This window comes from Pseudomonas sp. MDT2-39-1 (genome assembly GCF_054898085.1).
In genome coordinates, this window is sequence record NZ_CM142716.1 from 5,467,628 (window position 1) to 5,481,768 (window position 14,141).

Sequence of the window (14,141 nt, forward strand, 5' to 3'; positions counted from 1 at the left end):
ACGGAATGCAGGGGGCCGCTTCGCGACCCAACGGGGCGGTGCGACGTTTCGCTAAATCCCCTCGCCACAGGGATCTGATGGTCCGTCAAGAATCGGTTGGCCCATGCGCTTTGACACCGGGCCAACTCTGCGGCACAGTGCGCGCCCTCTAATAAAACCCAATCTCCACTCCGCTGGCGGCTCTTCGCAGACTGCCGGCTGAGCTCATTTCGCTTGCCTTGAGGTAACGATGATTAATGCTGTAATTGCCGCGGTCGGCGTCATGCTGGTCCTCAGCCTGTCCCGCGTGCACGTAGTGATCGCGCTGATTGTCGGCGCCCTGGTCGGCGGTTTGACCGGTGGCCTGGGCATCGACGCCACCCTTAAAGCCTTCAACAGCGGCCTCGGTGGCGGTGCGACGGTCGCATTGTCTTACGCCTTGCTCGGCGCGTTCGCCGTGGCGATTGCCAAGTCCGGCCTGGCCCATGCCCTGGCGGACAAAGCCCTGCTGATGGTTGATCGCCAACACGCCAGCGGTGGCCGTCAGGTCAAGTGGCTGCTGATCGGTTTGCTCTGGGTGGTGGCCATCGCTTCGCAGAACCTCCTGCCGATACATATCGCCTTTATTCCGCTGTTGGTGCCGCCGCTTTTATATGTGCTGACCAAACTGCAACTGGATCGCCGCTTGATCGCCTGCGTCATGACGTTCGGTCTGATCACGCCGTACATGTTCCTGCCGGTGGGCTTCGGCAACATATTCCTAAATGAAATCCTGCTGGCCAACGTTGCCCGCAGCGGCGTGGATATCAGTGGCATCAACGTCACCCATGCCATGGGCATTCCGGCACTGGGCATGGTCGTCGGCCTCGCGGCAGCATTTATCAGCTACCGCAAGAAACGCGTCTACGACCTGGACAAAATCGAAAAAGTCGAGCAAGTCGCGGTGGAGTACAACCCGCTGAGCCTGATGGTCGCCGGTGTGGCCATCGCGGCGGCGTTCATCATTCAGCTGTTGCTGGACTCGATGATCATTGGCGCGCTGGCGGGTTTCCTGATCTTCTCGGTGTCGGGCATTGTGAAGTGGCGCGACACCGACGACCTGTTCACCGAAGGCATGAAGATGATGGCGATGATCGGCTTCATCATGATCGCCGCCTCGGGTTTCGCCGAAGTGATGAAAGCCACCGGTCAGGTGCAAACGCTGGTGGAAGCGTCGGCGTCGTGGATCGGCCACAGCAAAGGTATCGGCGCGCTGTTGATGTTGCTGGTCGGCCTGCTGGTGACCATGGGCATCGGCTCGTCGTTTTCCACCGTGCCGATCCTGGCGGCGATTTTCGTGCCGTTGTGCGTTCAGCTGGGTTTCAGCCCGATCGCAATCGTGTGCATCGTCGGCACGGCTGGCGCCCTGGGTGACGCCGGTTCGCCGGCCTCGGATTCGACGCTGGGGCCGACCTCCGGCCTGAACATCGACGGCCAGCATCACCACATCTGGGACACCGTGGTCCCGACCTTCCTGCACTACAACCTGCCGCTGCTGGCGTTCGGCTGGGTCGCGGCGATGGTCCTGTAACCCCCTATCCCCTGTGGGAGCGACCTGTGGCGAGGGGATTTATCCCCGTTGGGTCGCGAAGCGGCCCCAAAAATGGGGACTGCTTCGCAGCCCAACGGGGATAAATCCCCTCACCACAAAGGCCCGCTCCCACAGGGGGATTGTAGTGCCCCAGGATTCAACTTTTGATCCGGCGTGCCGTTAAAGCCATTAACCACGCCAACAAAATCAAAAGAGTGAACCGTCATGCGCATGAGCCTGAAGGCTAAAGTCCTGTCCCTTGCCGTCCTCCCGGTGTTGCTCTTTGCGCTGGTCATCAGCCTGACCACGCTGTTCATTCTGCAGGAGCAGGCCCGCAAGGAAGTCGAGGAAACCCGCCAGCGCCTGCTCAGTGATGCCAAGGCCACCCTGCAAAGTTACGTCGCCGTGGCTATGACCACGATCAAACCGCTCTACGAAGCGGCCGCCCCTGGCGATGACGCGGCGCGGGCGCAGGTGATCAAGCTGCTGTCGAGCATCACCTACGGCAAGGACGGCTACTTCTTCGGCTACGACTCCAACACCGTGCGCCTGTTCAAGGCCAACAGCCCGGAAGGCGTGGGCCAAAGCTTCAAGGACAACCGTGACCCGAACGGCGTCTACGTCAACCGCGACCTGGTCAAAGTCGCCAAAGACGGCACTCACTACCTGCAATACAGCTCGCCACTGCCCGGCAACACCCAAGTGCTGGTGCCAAAACTGGGCTACACCGAATACTTGTCGAAGTGGGACATGGCGGTCGGTACGTCGGTGAACCTCGACGGTATCGAAGCGCAAGTCGCGCTGGTCGAGGCCAAGGTGCAGGAGCGGATGGAAGGCGTGGTGCTGACCATCGCCGGCCTCGCGGTGGTCATGTTGCTGGTGATCGCGGCGGTCGGGCAGTTGCTGGCCAATACCATTCTGCGTCCGCTGAATCTGATGAAAGCCAACCTCGATGACATCGCGGCGGGCGAGGGCGACCTGACCCGTCGTCTGACCATCACCAGCCAGGACGAACTCGGCGAACTGGCCGGCTCGTTCAACCGCTTCGTCGACAAGATCCACAGCCTGGTGGGTCAAATCACTGAAATGACCTCGCAACTGACCGGCCTGGTGAATCAGGTTTCCGATCAGGCCCAGCGCTCGGATCAGGCCATGGAGCGTCAGCGTCACGAGACCGATCAGGTCGCCACGGCGATCAACGAAATGTCGGCGGCGGCCCAGGAAGTGGCGAAAAGCGCACAAAACGCGGCGGTGGCTGCCCAGCAAACCGACGAAGAAGGCCAGGCCGCCAAGCGTGTGGTGGCCGGCAGCATCGTGAAGATTCATGCGTTGGTGGACGACATTCGCAGCAGCGGCGTGTCCCTCGACAGCCTGCAAAAAGACGTGTCGTCGATTGTCAGCGTGCTGGGGGTGATCCGTTCGATTGCCGAACAGACGAACCTGTTGGCGCTGAACGCCGCCATTGAAGCCGCGCGCGCCGGTGAAGCGGGTCGCGGTTTTGCGGTGGTGGCTGACGAGGTGCGGGCGCTGGCCAGTCGCACGCAGATCAGTACTCAGGAAATCCAGGGCATGATCGACCGCTTGCAGGCCGGGACCCAATCGGCGGTGGAAGCGATGCGTCGTTCCAGCGAGGCGGGCGATGGCACGTCGGCCCAGGCCAATGAGGCCGGTGCATCGCTGGACACCATGGCCCAGTTGATCGGCACCATCAACTCGATGAACGCGCAAATCGCCAGCGCGGCGGAAGAGCAGACTGCCGTGGCCGAAGAGATCAACCGCAGCGTGCATCAGATTGCCGTGGCGGTGGACAACGTCGCCGACGAAACCCAACTCGGCGCCCAAACCTCACGCAGCCTCGCCGACCTCGGTCAGCGCCTGGGCAAACTGGTCGGACAGTTCCGTATCTGATGGTCATCGACTAACTGTAGGAGCCAGGCTTGCCGGCGAAGGCGTTCTTGAGGCCGCCTTCGCCGGCAAGCCTGGCTCCTACAGGAAGCAATTCGTATACAACTTCGCGGTCTGACCATCGCTTTCGCGAGCAGGTTCGCTCCCACAGGGGTATGTGTTGTCAGGGTCTGTCCCAGTAAGGCACCGTGCCAAAGCATTCGACGAAGAAATCAATCACCGTCCGCACCTTCACCGACAACCGTCGGCTACCCGGCCACAGCACCGCAATCTGTTGCGGCTCAAGGCTGTTGGACACCTGATAGTCGCCAAGCACCGGCACCAGCGTGCCGTTGCGCACCGCCTCACCAATCAGCCACGACGGAAACATCACCAGCCCCAGGCCTTGTTCGGCCGCTTGAGTGAGTGTGTCTGCGTGGTTGCCGGTGATCGGCCCTTTAACTGAACAGGGCGTCCAGTCTTGCTGGTCCTTGCGGAAAAACCAGCGCTGCTGCCCGGCCACGCCTTTGTAGGCCAGGCATTGATGCGCCGCCAACTCTTTGGGATGTTGCGGTGTGCCATGGCGTTCGAGGTAGTCCGGGCTGGCGGCGACTTGAAACCGGTGCGGCGCCAGGATCCGCGCCTGCATGCTCGAATCGTGCAGCGGGCCGATGCGAAACAGCAAGTCGGCGCCTTCCTGCAACGGGTCGACGTAGCTGTCGGTTTGCTGGATATCCAGTTGCAGTTTCGGATAGCGCTCGCACAACTGCCCAAGCCACGGCGTCAGATGACGTTGCCCGAAGACCACCGGCGCGTTGATCCGCACCAGCCCGCTGGGTTCGCTTTGCTGTTCCTGCAAGGCCTGTTCGGCTTCCTCCAGTTGCACCAGCACCCGCCGCGCGTGATGGCCGAGCATGCGTCCCGCTTCGGTGGGCGTGACGGCGCGGGTGTGGCGGTAGAGCAATTGCTGGTTCAGGGCCTGTTCCATCAACTGGATTTGCCGGGAAATCGAAGAGGGCGCCAAGCCTTCGCGGCGGGCGACTTCGGAAAAACTGCCATGGTCGAGCACCGCGACAAACAGCCGAAGTGCCTTGAATCCCAGTTCGTTGAGGCCGTGCATGATCCATCCTGCTGTGCGAGTTGCGCAAAAGTGTTGTCCGGATGCTCCCATTTATCGCAAAGGATCGCCAGCCGATAATGCGCGCCACCACCGTCCCCTGTAGGAGCGAAGCTTGCTCGCGAAGGCGTCGTATCAGGCGCTGAAGATGTCGCCTGATACGACGCCTTCGCGAGCAAGCTTCGCTCCTACAGGAGGGCGTGATTCTCATCAGATGACTGGCAGGTTTTCCTTATGCAATCTTCTTCAATCGACATCGCTGCAGCGCCAGCGACCAAACCGGGGCTGCGGCTGTTGCTGCTGCCACTGGTGATTCTCGCCGGCATGGGCCTTTCGGTGGAGGCCGGTTTGCTCGGGCCGCTCGGGGTTCAGGTCGGGCATTTGTGGGCGACGTTGAGCATCTTCGGCGTCGGCTCGGCGATTCTGTTTTTGCTGCTGTTGTTCAGCGGCAGGCAACAAGGTCCGGCGTTGAACACGCTGCCGCGCTGGCAATTGATCGGCGGTTTCCTCGGGCCGATCTACGTGGTGGTGCTGACCCTGGCCACGCCGCACATCGGGATCGCGATGACGATGATCGCGATCCTCTCCGGGCAGGTCGGCAAAAGCGTGTTGATCGACCACTTCGGCTGGTTCGGCGCTACTCGCAAAAAGGTCAACGGAGAGCGTTGGCTGGCGTTGCTGCTGATTGTCGCGGCACTTGTTCTGATCGCTCGGGGTTGATGATGAATCTGATTATTTTGTTGGCCGCGGTGGTGGCTGCCGGCGCGGTGTTGAGTGTCCAGGCGGCGATCAATGGGCGTCTGGGGGAAACCGTCGGCGTGTTGCGCAGCAGTTTGCTGACCTTTGCGGTGGGCGCGGTGGTCACCGGGTTGTTGATCCTGTTTTTCGAACCGGCCTATGCCGTGAGCCTGCTGGATGTGCCGAAATGGCAGCTCAGCGGCGCCTTGTTTGGCGTGGTCTACATGATGGTCATGGTCGGCGCGGTGCCGCGGGTCGGCACGGCGGTGGCGACCGTGGCAGTGATCGTCGGGCAGTTGGGGATGGGGATGTTGATCGACAACTTCGGCTGGCTGGGTAACCCGGCCATCGAGTTGTCGAGCAGCCGGATGCTGGCGATGGTGTGCCTGGCGCTGGCGTTGCTGTTCATGTATCGCAGCAGCACCCGAAGCGACTGACGAGTCCCTGTAACAGCTGCTACAAGGGCTCCTACACTGGTGAGTGAGGTGCGAATTTTGTCGCACGCGACGACCACACCAATGGAGTCAGGCTCATGATCGACAGTGAAAGTAAATGCGACTGCCCCAAATGCTCCTGCAAACTGGGCGAACATCCGATAGCGCGTCACAGCAAGCACTATTGCTGCGAAGCGTGCGCCAAGCACCACGAACATGGCGAAGAGTGTGCGACCAAGGGCTGCAAGTGCGCCCATACCAAATAGCTCATCAACATAAAGTGGAGCCACTCGGGCTCCACTTTTAATGTCTGGTTTTTCGCCCCGTAGATCCTTATCCCGCCGGCCGCCAGGTCACGTTTTCGATGCCGAATTTCTCCGCCAGCGGCTTGCTGGTTTTTTGCACCTTCTCTCGGCCAAAGCGGGGGATTCGTCCGACCCCCGCGTCACAACTGGCCCAGTGCCAAGCCTCCGCGTTGTCCATTTTGTCCAGGCGGATAATGAAAGACTTTGGCGCGCCATGAAGGGTGTATTCAATGACGAAAAGTTTTGCGTTGTTCATAAAGCCCGTATTCCTCCCTGTGGTAATACAAGGATCGTCGCGGTTACGGAAAATTCATTCGGATTGTCAGACGGCTGCCGCCAGTGGCGACAAGGCCGGTGCGCCGTTACCATGCAATACTTGAAAACCCCAATGATCATTGCCCATGGCCCTTGCAGCGCCTCCAGACCTCAGTGACACCGATGTGCCCGTGCAACCACTGGCGCGCACGTACCCGCGCGGCATGTACGTCGAGCCGCACGAACATGTCTGGGGCCAACTGCTGTACGCAATGAGCGGGGTCATGTGGGTCGAAACGCCCCATGAGGCGCTGGTGGTGCCGCCGCAACGGGCGGTGTGGCTACCGCCGGGTGTGCCGCACGGCATTCGTGTGGTCTCGGACCTGCAGATGCGCAACATCTACCTGCGGCCCTCGTTGGCGGCCACGCTGGATGACAATGTTCAGGTGATCGAAGTCGGCGGGCTGCTTCGTGAGCTGATCGTCGGGCTGGTGAAGCAGGGCGACGATGGCGCGCCCGAGTACTACGACGCGCTGGTCGGCCTGGCGTTGTTGGAGCTTAGGCGCGCCCGGCGTTCGCTGTTGAAAATCCCGTTACCGGATAATTCCGACCGGCGCCTGATGAACCTGTGTCAGGCGGTCATGGCCGCGCCCTCGCTGGACATTCCCTTCGAGCAACACGCGGAAAACGCCGGTGCCAGCGTGCGCACCCTGGCGCGGCTGTTCAAGGACGGCTTGGGCATGGGCTTCGCCGAATGGCGGCGGCAGGTGCAACTGGCAACCGCGGCGGCAGAGTTGATTCAGGGTGTGCCGGTCAGCACGATTGCCCGGGAACTGGGCTATTCGCCGAGCAGCTTCAGCGACATGTTCCGCCGGGAACTGGGTGTCGCGCCTTCGCAGTTTTCGACAAGCCAACGTCACGTCCAGCCATAACGCAAACCTGTAGCCGCTGGCGAATCCCTGTAGGAGTGAGCCTGCTCGCGATAGCGGAGTGTCAGTCGACATTTGTATTGCCTGATACACCGCTATCGCGAGCAGGCTCACTCCTACAGAGCTCTGCCAACTGTGGACCCGCCGCGCTTTGGCCGAATTTCAGAAGCACTTGGCCGATGCCCGCCGTTACCTCGCTTTAGACTTCGGGCATACCTTATTTGCCCACGGAGTCTGCCATGAGCTACCTCATCTCGCTGGTCATCGGTCTGGGCGTCGGCCTGCTCTAGGATTTTCGTTCTCCCGCCCCACCGGCCATTGCCCTGGTGGGCTTGCTGGGCATGCTCGTCGGCGAAAAGTTGTGGCCCATGGGCCGGCAACTGGTGGCTGGCTGGGCCTCCTGAAACCCTTTCCTTTATGCAATGGACACTCCCATGAAAGCACTACAATTCGACAAGACCGGCGACCTTTCGGCCTTGCGCTATGTCGATGTTCCGACCCCCGTTCCCGGCGCCGATGAAGTGCTGGTCCAGATCAAGGCGGCCGGACTCAATCCCAGCGATGTGAAGAACGTGCTGGGGCGTTTTCCCTACACCACCTTGCCGCGGATTCCCGGTCGGGATTTTGCCGGTGTGGTCGTTGAAGGGCCGCAGGCGCTGATCGGTGAGGAGGTCTGGGGCACCGGTCGTGAATTGGGTTTCTTTGCCGATGGCTCCCATGCGCAATTCGTCAAACTGCCGGCCAATGGCGTGGCGCTCAAACCCACCCATCTGAGCTTCGCCCAGGCCGCCAGCCTCGGCGTGCCATACACCACGGCATGGGATGCGTTGGAGCGCAGCCTTGTGACGGTCGGAACGCGGCTGTTAGTGATCGGCGGCGGGGCGGTGGGCAGTGCCGCGTTGGCGTTGGCCAATGTGCGTGGCGCTCAAGTACTGGCGGCGGCGCGACGGCCCGAGCAGGTCAAGGATTTGCAGGCGCAGGGTTATCAGACGCTGCAACTGGATAAACCGGAAGACCTGAGTGCGCAGGTGAATGCCGTGTATGCCGGCGGCGCCGACGTGATCTTCGACACCACCGGCTTCTGGCTGCCGGCCTCTGTCCCGGCGCTGGCAACGTTTGGTCGCATCGCGATCATCGCTGCACCGGTAGACGGCATGGTGCAATTGCCGGCACTGGCGTTGTATCGCAAGGGTGGCTCGGTGGTGGGGATCAATTCGTTGTTGTACGGCGTACAAGCGTGTGCGGCGATGCTTGATCAGTTTGGCAAGTTCTTTGATCAAGGGTTGTTGCCGTTGCCGGAAGGGTTGTTTGAATCGCCGTTGGAGGAGGGGTTGGAGCGGTATGCCGAGGTGAATCAGGGGGCGGGCGACAAGGTGATTTTGTTGCCGTAACCGGCATTGATGGTGGATGTTCTGGCCTCTTCGCGGGCAAGTCGGAACGCAGCCTCGCTCCTACGGGATCACGCAAGCCCTGTAGGAGCGAGGCTTGCCCGCGAAGGCGTTTTCATGCCGGACTCAAGCCTCGGGAACACCGTTCTCCCACGTCGACCAGTTCATCAAAATCTCCTGCACCAACGGATTCCCCGTCCGGTACAGGTTCTCCAGCGCCGGCACAAACCCGCCCTGATCCGCATATTTGAGCAGGTTATCCACTTCGCTCTGGCCCGGTGCCGGTCGATCAAAATCGGAGCCCGCGCGCACCACCGCCAGACGCTGCACATCCACCAACCCCTCACGACTCGCCCGCAGCAGCGCTTCGTAGGTGGAGTTGTCTTCCTGTTGCGTCGTGCAGTACTCGCCTTTGTTGTCGGTCAGGAGTTTGGTCCAGACCTCCGCACGCTCACTTAATCGCGTCCCGGAAAACCAGGTGTTGCCCGCCAGCGTATCGCACTGGGTCACCACCGGGGGCTGATTGGCCGGGGCGGATGGGTACTTCATGCGCCACGCCGCAGATTCGTTGCTTTCGCTCAACTCGACGTTGCGAGTCAGGGCAAAAGCCTTGGCCTGCAACTTCGGATTGAGCTCGAAGACTTCAGTTTTGTAGTCCAGCGGCGGTTTTTCGTTCGGGCCTTTGGTGTTGATGCCGATGTACCCGGTCGGCCAGTCTTTCGGCGCGTCTCGCGAATCCAGTTCCCACTGGGTGCCGAACTCCACCAGGTAATGCGCCCACGCGGCGGTGCCGATGGTCCCGTGTTTCGGACTGATGCCGGCGATCCCGGCGATCAGGAAATAGCTTTTACGCAGGTCGAATTTTGGCGACAGGGCCAGGGCCAGTGTCGAAGCAGCGGCGTTGGTCTGGCCCATGCCAGTGACCATCAGGCACACCTGCGCCGTGTTGCAGCGAATGGCCGGGTACTCGGCGGACAGGCCCGGCACTCGAACTTCCTGCTTGAGTTCCAGGCGATCGATCCAGTTTTGCGCCTCGGGGGCAAACATGGTGATCAGCATCACTTTCGGCTGGATCGGCGCTTCACTCGCCCAGGCAGTGGAAGAGAGCAGGGCGAAACAGGTCAGGGAAATACGCGTCATTGCATTCATAAAACCTCCAGGTTCAATCAAGCCTCAGAACTGATAACCGATGCCGGCGTAGTAACCCCAGCCATTGGAGCGAGCACGGAAGTCGCCGTCGCCGAAATTCAACTCGCTGCCATCGTCCCAGTTGCCGCCGTTGTGGAAGTAACGGCCGACCAGGGTGAAGCGCAAATGGGTGAACGAGTACAGCAAGACGTTGGTGGCGACGGTGGCGTTGGCGGTGCGGGCCGGATTGTCCTTGTGCAGGTCCGAGCCGAAATCGAAGTTGGTGAAGCCGATGTACGTCAGTGACGCACCGTTGCTGAAGCTGCTGATGGGTACGATGTATTTGAGTTGGGTGCGGTAGCCGTCCCACGAATACTCATTGCTGGCGCCATAGTTTTCCCACTGATAACGCCCGTAGAAGTTCGCCGACAAGTTGACTCGCGAGTGGGTGTCGATGTCGGTGCCCAGGCCGCTGTACAGCGTATTGGCGCGGTTGGCGCTGTTGCTGCCGTGGTCGTAGATCCAGTCGAACGCCACGTACCATTCTTTGAACGGTCCGATGGCCAGGCTGCGGCCGGTCAGGTAGTCGATGGAGATCCGTGGTTCGTGCTCCATGAACACCGGCGAGCCGTGGTCCCACACGCCTTTGTCATGACTGTTGCCGATGTCGAAGATCTTCGGAATGTCGATGTAGCCATACAACTCGAACGGCCCCTTGCGCCCGAAGTACTCGTACTCCAGGTAAATATCGTCGGCCGGTTGCGGGCCGAAACTGATGTCTTTGCTGCCGATGACGGTGAGGTCCTGGTTGAACCAGTCCGACAGGTACGCACCTTTTTTCGGCGGGCTGGCTTCGGGGCTGAGGGTTTCGCCTTGGGCGGATTCTTCGGCGGGGGTGGATTGCGCCAAAACGGTGCTGCTGAGTAGTCCTGTAACGCTGGCCAGCAGCAAGGAAACAGCAACAGTGCGCGAGCAAGTCACGCGGCTGGACGTGCGGTGCATTAAAAGTCCCTTTTCGTGCGGATCAAAAGCCCGGTTCTTCGGGCTTGCGCGGTTATGTCGCGAAAACGTCGGTATTGGCGACTCGCAAACGTTTGCACATCGCGTACCAATTATTTCAATTCCATGAAAAATCGACAAAATCCGGGTTTTTATTGTCGTTTCGGCCAGGTAAGCGGCTGACGCTTTCTGTAGCTGCCTTGTGCGAGGGGATTTATCTCCGTTCGGCTGCGAAGCAGTCGTAAAACCTGAATGCACGGTCTATCTGATACGCCGCGTTGCTTGATTTCGCGACTGCTTCGCAGCCGAACGGGGATAAATCCCCTCGCCACAACGCGCTGCTCGGCAGCTGCTACAGGGTGTGCGTTGCGCCTTACCATGGTCGCCAATGCTAGACTCGCCCCCATTGTCTTCACGAGGTTATTCCCCCATGAGTGAGCCGATTCGTCTGACCCAATACAGCCACGGCGCCGGATGCGGCTGCAAGATTTCGCCCCAGGTGCTGGAAGTGATTCTGGCCGGCAGCGGTGCGCAGAACCTCGACCCCAAACTCTGGGTCGGCAATGCCTCGCGCGATGACGCGGCGGTGTACGCGATCGACGAAGAACGCGGGGTGGTCTCGACCACCGACTTCTTTATGCCAATCGTCGACGACCCGTTCGATTTCGGTCGCATCGCCGCCACCAATGCGATCAGCGATATCTATGCCATGGGCGGCGATCCGTTGATGGCGATTGCGATCCTCGGCTGGCCGGTGAATGTGCTGGCGCCGGAGATCGCCCGGGAAGTGATTCGCGGCGGCCGCTCGGTGTGTGACGAGGCGGGCATTCCGTTGGCCGGTGGGCATTCTATCGACGCGCCGGAGCCAATCTTCGGCCTGGCGGTGACCGGGCTGGTGGAAAAACGCCACATGAAGCGCAACGACACCGCCACCGCTGGTTGCCTGCTTTACCTCACCAAACCGCTGGGCATCGGCATCCTCACCACCGCCGAGAAGAAGGGCAAGTTGCGCACGGCCGATATCGGCCTGGCCCGCGACTGGATGTGCACCCTGAACAAACCCGGCAGCCGTTTCGGCAAGCTCGACGGCGTGACGGCGATGACCGACGTCACCGGCTTCGGCCTTTTGGGGCACCTGGTGGAAATGGCCGATGGCAGCAACGTGACCGCGCGGATCGAATACAACCGTGTGCCGCGTCTGCCGGGCGTCGAGTACTACCTCGATCAGGGCTGCGTGCCGGGTGGCACCTTGCGCAATTTCGACAGCTACGCCAGCAAGGTCGGGCGCGTGCAGGAACTGCATAAACGGGTGCTGTGTGATCCGCAAACCAGTGGTGGCCTGCTGGTTGCGGTCACGCCCGAAGGCAACGAGCAGTTCCTCAAGGTGGCCGCCGAACTGGGCCTGGCCCTTGAGCCAATCGGCGAACTGGTCGAGCGACAGACCAACGCGGTCGAGGTGTTTTGATGTCAATCGACTTCGCCGATTACCGCGACATCTTTCTCAACGACCGGCCGCTGATGGATGCCCGCGCGCCGGTCGAATTCCACAAAGGGGCTTTCCCCGGTGTGGTCAATCTGCCGCTGATGAATGACCACGAGCGGCAACGGATCGGCACCTGCTACAAGCAACACGGCCAGCAAGCGGCAATTACGCTGGGGCATCAATTGGTCTCCGGCCAGATCAAGGCCGAACGCATCCAGGCCTGGGCCGATTTTGCCCGGGCGCATCCCGAGGGTTATTTGTATTGTTTTCGCGGTGGCTTGCGTTCGCAGATCGTCCAGCAGTGGCTCAAGGACGATGCCGGCATTGACTACCCACGCGTCGGTGGCGGCTACAAGGCCATGCGCAGCTTCTTGCTGGACACGGTCGATCAGGCCGTTGCCCAGTGCGATTTCGTGTTGCTGGGCGGCATGACCGGCACCGGCAAGACCGAGGTGCTCACGCAGCTGCGCAACGGGCTGGACCTCGAAGGTCACGCCAATCACCGCGGTTCCAGCTTCGGCAAACGCGCCACTGGCCAACCTTCCAATATCGACTTTGAAAACCGTTTGGCGGTGGACGTGCTGAAGAAACGCGCCCACGGCATCGAGCAGTTTGTGCTGGAAGACGAGAGCCGCGCGATCGGCAGTTGCGCGTTGCCGTTGCCGCTGTTTCAGGGCATGCAGCAGTTTCCGATGGTCTGGTTGGAAGACAGCCTGGAAGGGCGGGTCGAACGGATCTTGCGTGATTACGTCGTGGACCTGTGTGCCGAATTCATCGGCGTGCACGGCGATGAGGGCTTTGCGCTGTTTTCCGAGCGTTTGCTGGAGAGCCTGAACAACGTGCAGAAGCGTCTGGGCGGTGAACGGCACCGGCGAATGTTGATCCTGATGGAGGACGCGCTGGCGGAGCAGGCGAGCAGCGGGGCGGTGGATGTGCACCGGGGTTGGATCGAAGGGTTGCTGCGTGAGTATTACGATCCGATGTATGCGTTTCAGAGGGAGAAGAAGGGGGCTCGGATTGAGTTTGCCGGCGAGAAGGGTGCGGTTCTTGAGTACCTGCGCGAGCGGCAGATCGACCGACAGTAATGTGTTGGTTTTGCCGACCCCTTCGCGAGCAAGCCCGCTCCCACATTAGATCTTCAGTGCGACACAGATCCAATGTGGGAGCGGGCTTGCTCGCGAAGAGGCCCTCAAAAGCGCTATAGACGCGAAGCCCCTACACGACCTCAGCTTACGTCGGACAAGTCTCCCGCCCATTATCCAAACCTTGCTTGTAACTGTGGCTCACCAGACTCGCCTTGCCGTTATGCCAGGTCAGCGTGAGCACAAACAGTGAGTCGTAGTCGCTCGATTCCCAGTCTTCAGTAATCTTCTGTTTCTTGCCGACAGCGTCTCCCGCGACCTTGTTGATCAGCTCGGGCAGGTAACCGTGGGACCAGGCCGTGTAGATGACCGAGTTGTGATACTTGTCGTGGAGCAATTCGTCGGCCAGGTCGCTGGTGTCGTTGGCCGAAAAGTTGATGTTCACCGGCAAACCAAGCTTGATGGCGCTGGGGCTGATGGTCATCAGGGGGCGGATGTAACTGTAGGAATTGTCCAGTTCGCCTTCCTCGACATTACGTGTCGGGTTGGCGGCAAATACGTAATTGGCCTTGCCGAATTTTTCCGGCAGCAAGGTGGCCAGATCGATGGCGCGGTTCAGGCCCTGGCAGTTGAGCTGACCCAGGCCGCCTTCGGGTTTTTCCGCGTGACGCAGGAATACCAGGGTCTGGGTGCCGTCGGCCGGTTGGGCGCGGCTTTCGCTGGACTCAAGCGACAAAAACAACGCGCTTGCCGCCAGCAGGGAGGGCAGGACGACATACGCACGTTGCTTGAAGTGATTGACGAGTTTCAAAAGGTTCATCATTTGAATAGGTGATCTTCAGCGCATTCG

Annotated in this window: 14 protein-coding genes and 1 pseudogene; 10 read left to right on the forward strand and 5 right to left on the reverse strand. The window is 60.7% G+C overall.

Going from position 1 to position 14,141, the window contains the following annotated elements; all coding sequences use genetic code 11:
- Nucleotides 1–232 precede the first annotated feature (232 nt).
- Nucleotides 233–1,549, forward strand: a complete 1,317-nt coding sequence (locus ACYZTM_RS25370) for a Na+/H+ antiporter family protein (RefSeq protein WP_461989212.1) — start codon at nt 233–235, stop codon at nt 1,547–1,549.
- Nucleotides 1,550–1,774: 225 nt separating this feature from the next.
- The gene (locus tag ACYZTM_RS25375) at nt 1,775–3,457 is read left to right on the forward strand and encodes a methyl-accepting chemotaxis protein (protein WP_461985270.1); all 1,683 of its coding nucleotides are present in this window, start codon (nt 1,775–1,777) and stop codon (nt 3,455–3,457) included.
- Nucleotides 3,458–3,617: 160 nt separating this feature from the next.
- Here ACYZTM_RS25375 and ACYZTM_RS25380 read toward each other — a convergent pair whose 3' ends face one another.
- On the reverse strand, nt 3,618–4,553 hold the full coding sequence (locus ACYZTM_RS25380; protein WP_461985272.1) for a LysR family transcriptional regulator: 936 nt from the start codon (nt 4,551–4,553) through the stop codon (nt 3,618–3,620).
- Between the two features lie 231 nt (nt 4,554–4,784).
- Between ACYZTM_RS25380 and ACYZTM_RS25385 the strand changes: the two genes are divergently transcribed.
- From ACYZTM_RS25385 to ACYZTM_RS25395, 3 genes are all read left to right on the forward strand, one after another.
- Nucleotides 4,785–5,270 carry a DMT family transporter gene (locus ACYZTM_RS25385; RefSeq protein WP_131059887.1) on the forward strand — a complete coding sequence of 162 codons (486 nt, stop codon included), beginning with the start codon at nt 4,785–4,787 and terminating at the stop codon, nt 5,268–5,270.
- Nucleotides 5,270–5,725: a DMT family transporter gene (locus ACYZTM_RS25390; protein ID WP_131059888.1), complete on the forward strand. Its 456-nt coding sequence runs from the start codon at nt 5,270–5,272 to the stop codon at nt 5,723–5,725. The genes ACYZTM_RS25385 and ACYZTM_RS25390 overlap by 1 nt, the downstream gene beginning before the upstream one ends.
- A 95-nt stretch (nt 5,726–5,820) precedes the next feature.
- A complete protein-coding gene (locus ACYZTM_RS25395; protein WP_131059889.1) occupies nt 5,821–5,988 on the forward strand; it encodes a metallothionein in 168 nt (55 codons plus the stop codon).
- 67 nt (nt 5,989–6,055) lie between these two features.
- Here the strand turns inward: ACYZTM_RS25395 and ACYZTM_RS25400 are convergent, their stop codons facing one another.
- Nucleotides 6,056–6,283: a DUF6555 family protein gene (locus tag ACYZTM_RS25400; protein ID WP_010458578.1), complete on the reverse strand. Its 228-nt coding sequence runs from the start codon at nt 6,281–6,283 to the stop codon at nt 6,056–6,058.
- Between the two features lie 145 nt (nt 6,284–6,428).
- Between ACYZTM_RS25400 and ACYZTM_RS25405 the strand changes: the two genes are divergently transcribed.
- The 3 genes and pseudogenes from ACYZTM_RS25405 (at nt 6,429) to ACYZTM_RS25415 (ending at nt 8,602) form a co-directional block, all read left to right on the forward strand.
- The gene (locus tag ACYZTM_RS25405) at nt 6,429–7,214 is read left to right on the forward strand and encodes an AraC family transcriptional regulator (protein WP_461985275.1); all 786 of its coding nucleotides are present in this window, start codon (nt 6,429–6,431) and stop codon (nt 7,212–7,214) included.
- A 236-nt stretch (nt 7,215–7,450) separates the two neighbouring features.
- Nucleotides 7,451–7,615 (forward strand): annotated as a pseudogene (locus ACYZTM_RS25410) (DUF1427 family protein).
- A 30-nt stretch (nt 7,616–7,645) separates the two neighbouring features.
- Nucleotides 7,646–8,602, forward strand: a complete 957-nt coding sequence (locus ACYZTM_RS25415; protein ID WP_461985277.1) for a quinone oxidoreductase family protein — start codon at nt 7,646–7,648, stop codon at nt 8,600–8,602.
- A gap of 123 nt (nt 8,603–8,725) precedes the next feature.
- Here ACYZTM_RS25415 and ACYZTM_RS25420 read toward each other — a convergent pair whose 3' ends face one another.
- Both ACYZTM_RS25420 and ACYZTM_RS25425 read right to left on the reverse strand, forming a co-directional pair.
- Nucleotides 8,726–9,748 carry a purine-nucleoside phosphorylase gene (locus ACYZTM_RS25420; protein ID WP_461985279.1) on the reverse strand — a complete coding sequence of 341 codons (1,023 nt, stop codon included), beginning with the start codon at nt 9,746–9,748 and terminating at the stop codon, nt 8,726–8,728.
- Nucleotides 9,749–9,772: 24 nt separating this feature from the next.
- Nucleotides 9,773–10,729 carry a nucleoside-specific channel-forming protein Tsx gene (locus tag ACYZTM_RS25425; RefSeq protein WP_461985281.1) on the reverse strand — a complete coding sequence of 319 codons (957 nt, stop codon included), beginning with the start codon at nt 10,727–10,729 and terminating at the stop codon, nt 9,773–9,775.
- A gap of 427 nt (nt 10,730–11,156) precedes the next feature.
- Between ACYZTM_RS25425 and selD the strand changes: the two genes are divergently transcribed.
- Entirely contained in the window at nt 11,157–12,191 is a 1,035-nt protein-coding gene (gene selD, locus ACYZTM_RS25430; RefSeq protein ID WP_131059893.1) for a selenide, water dikinase SelD, read from the forward strand.
- On the forward strand, nt 12,191–13,294 hold the full coding sequence (mnmH, locus tag ACYZTM_RS25435; protein ID WP_461985283.1) for a tRNA 2-selenouridine(34) synthase MnmH: 1,104 nt from the start codon (nt 12,191–12,193) through the stop codon (nt 13,292–13,294). The genes selD and mnmH overlap by 1 nt, the downstream gene beginning before the upstream one ends.
- 145 nt (nt 13,295–13,439) lie before the next feature.
- Here the strand turns inward: mnmH and ACYZTM_RS25440 are convergent, their stop codons facing one another.
- Nucleotides 13,440–14,114, reverse strand: coding sequence for a histidine phosphatase family protein (locus tag ACYZTM_RS25440; protein ID WP_131059895.1), 675 nt, complete (start codon nt 14,112–14,114; stop codon nt 13,440–13,442).
- Nucleotides 14,115–14,141: the final 27 nt, after the last annotated feature.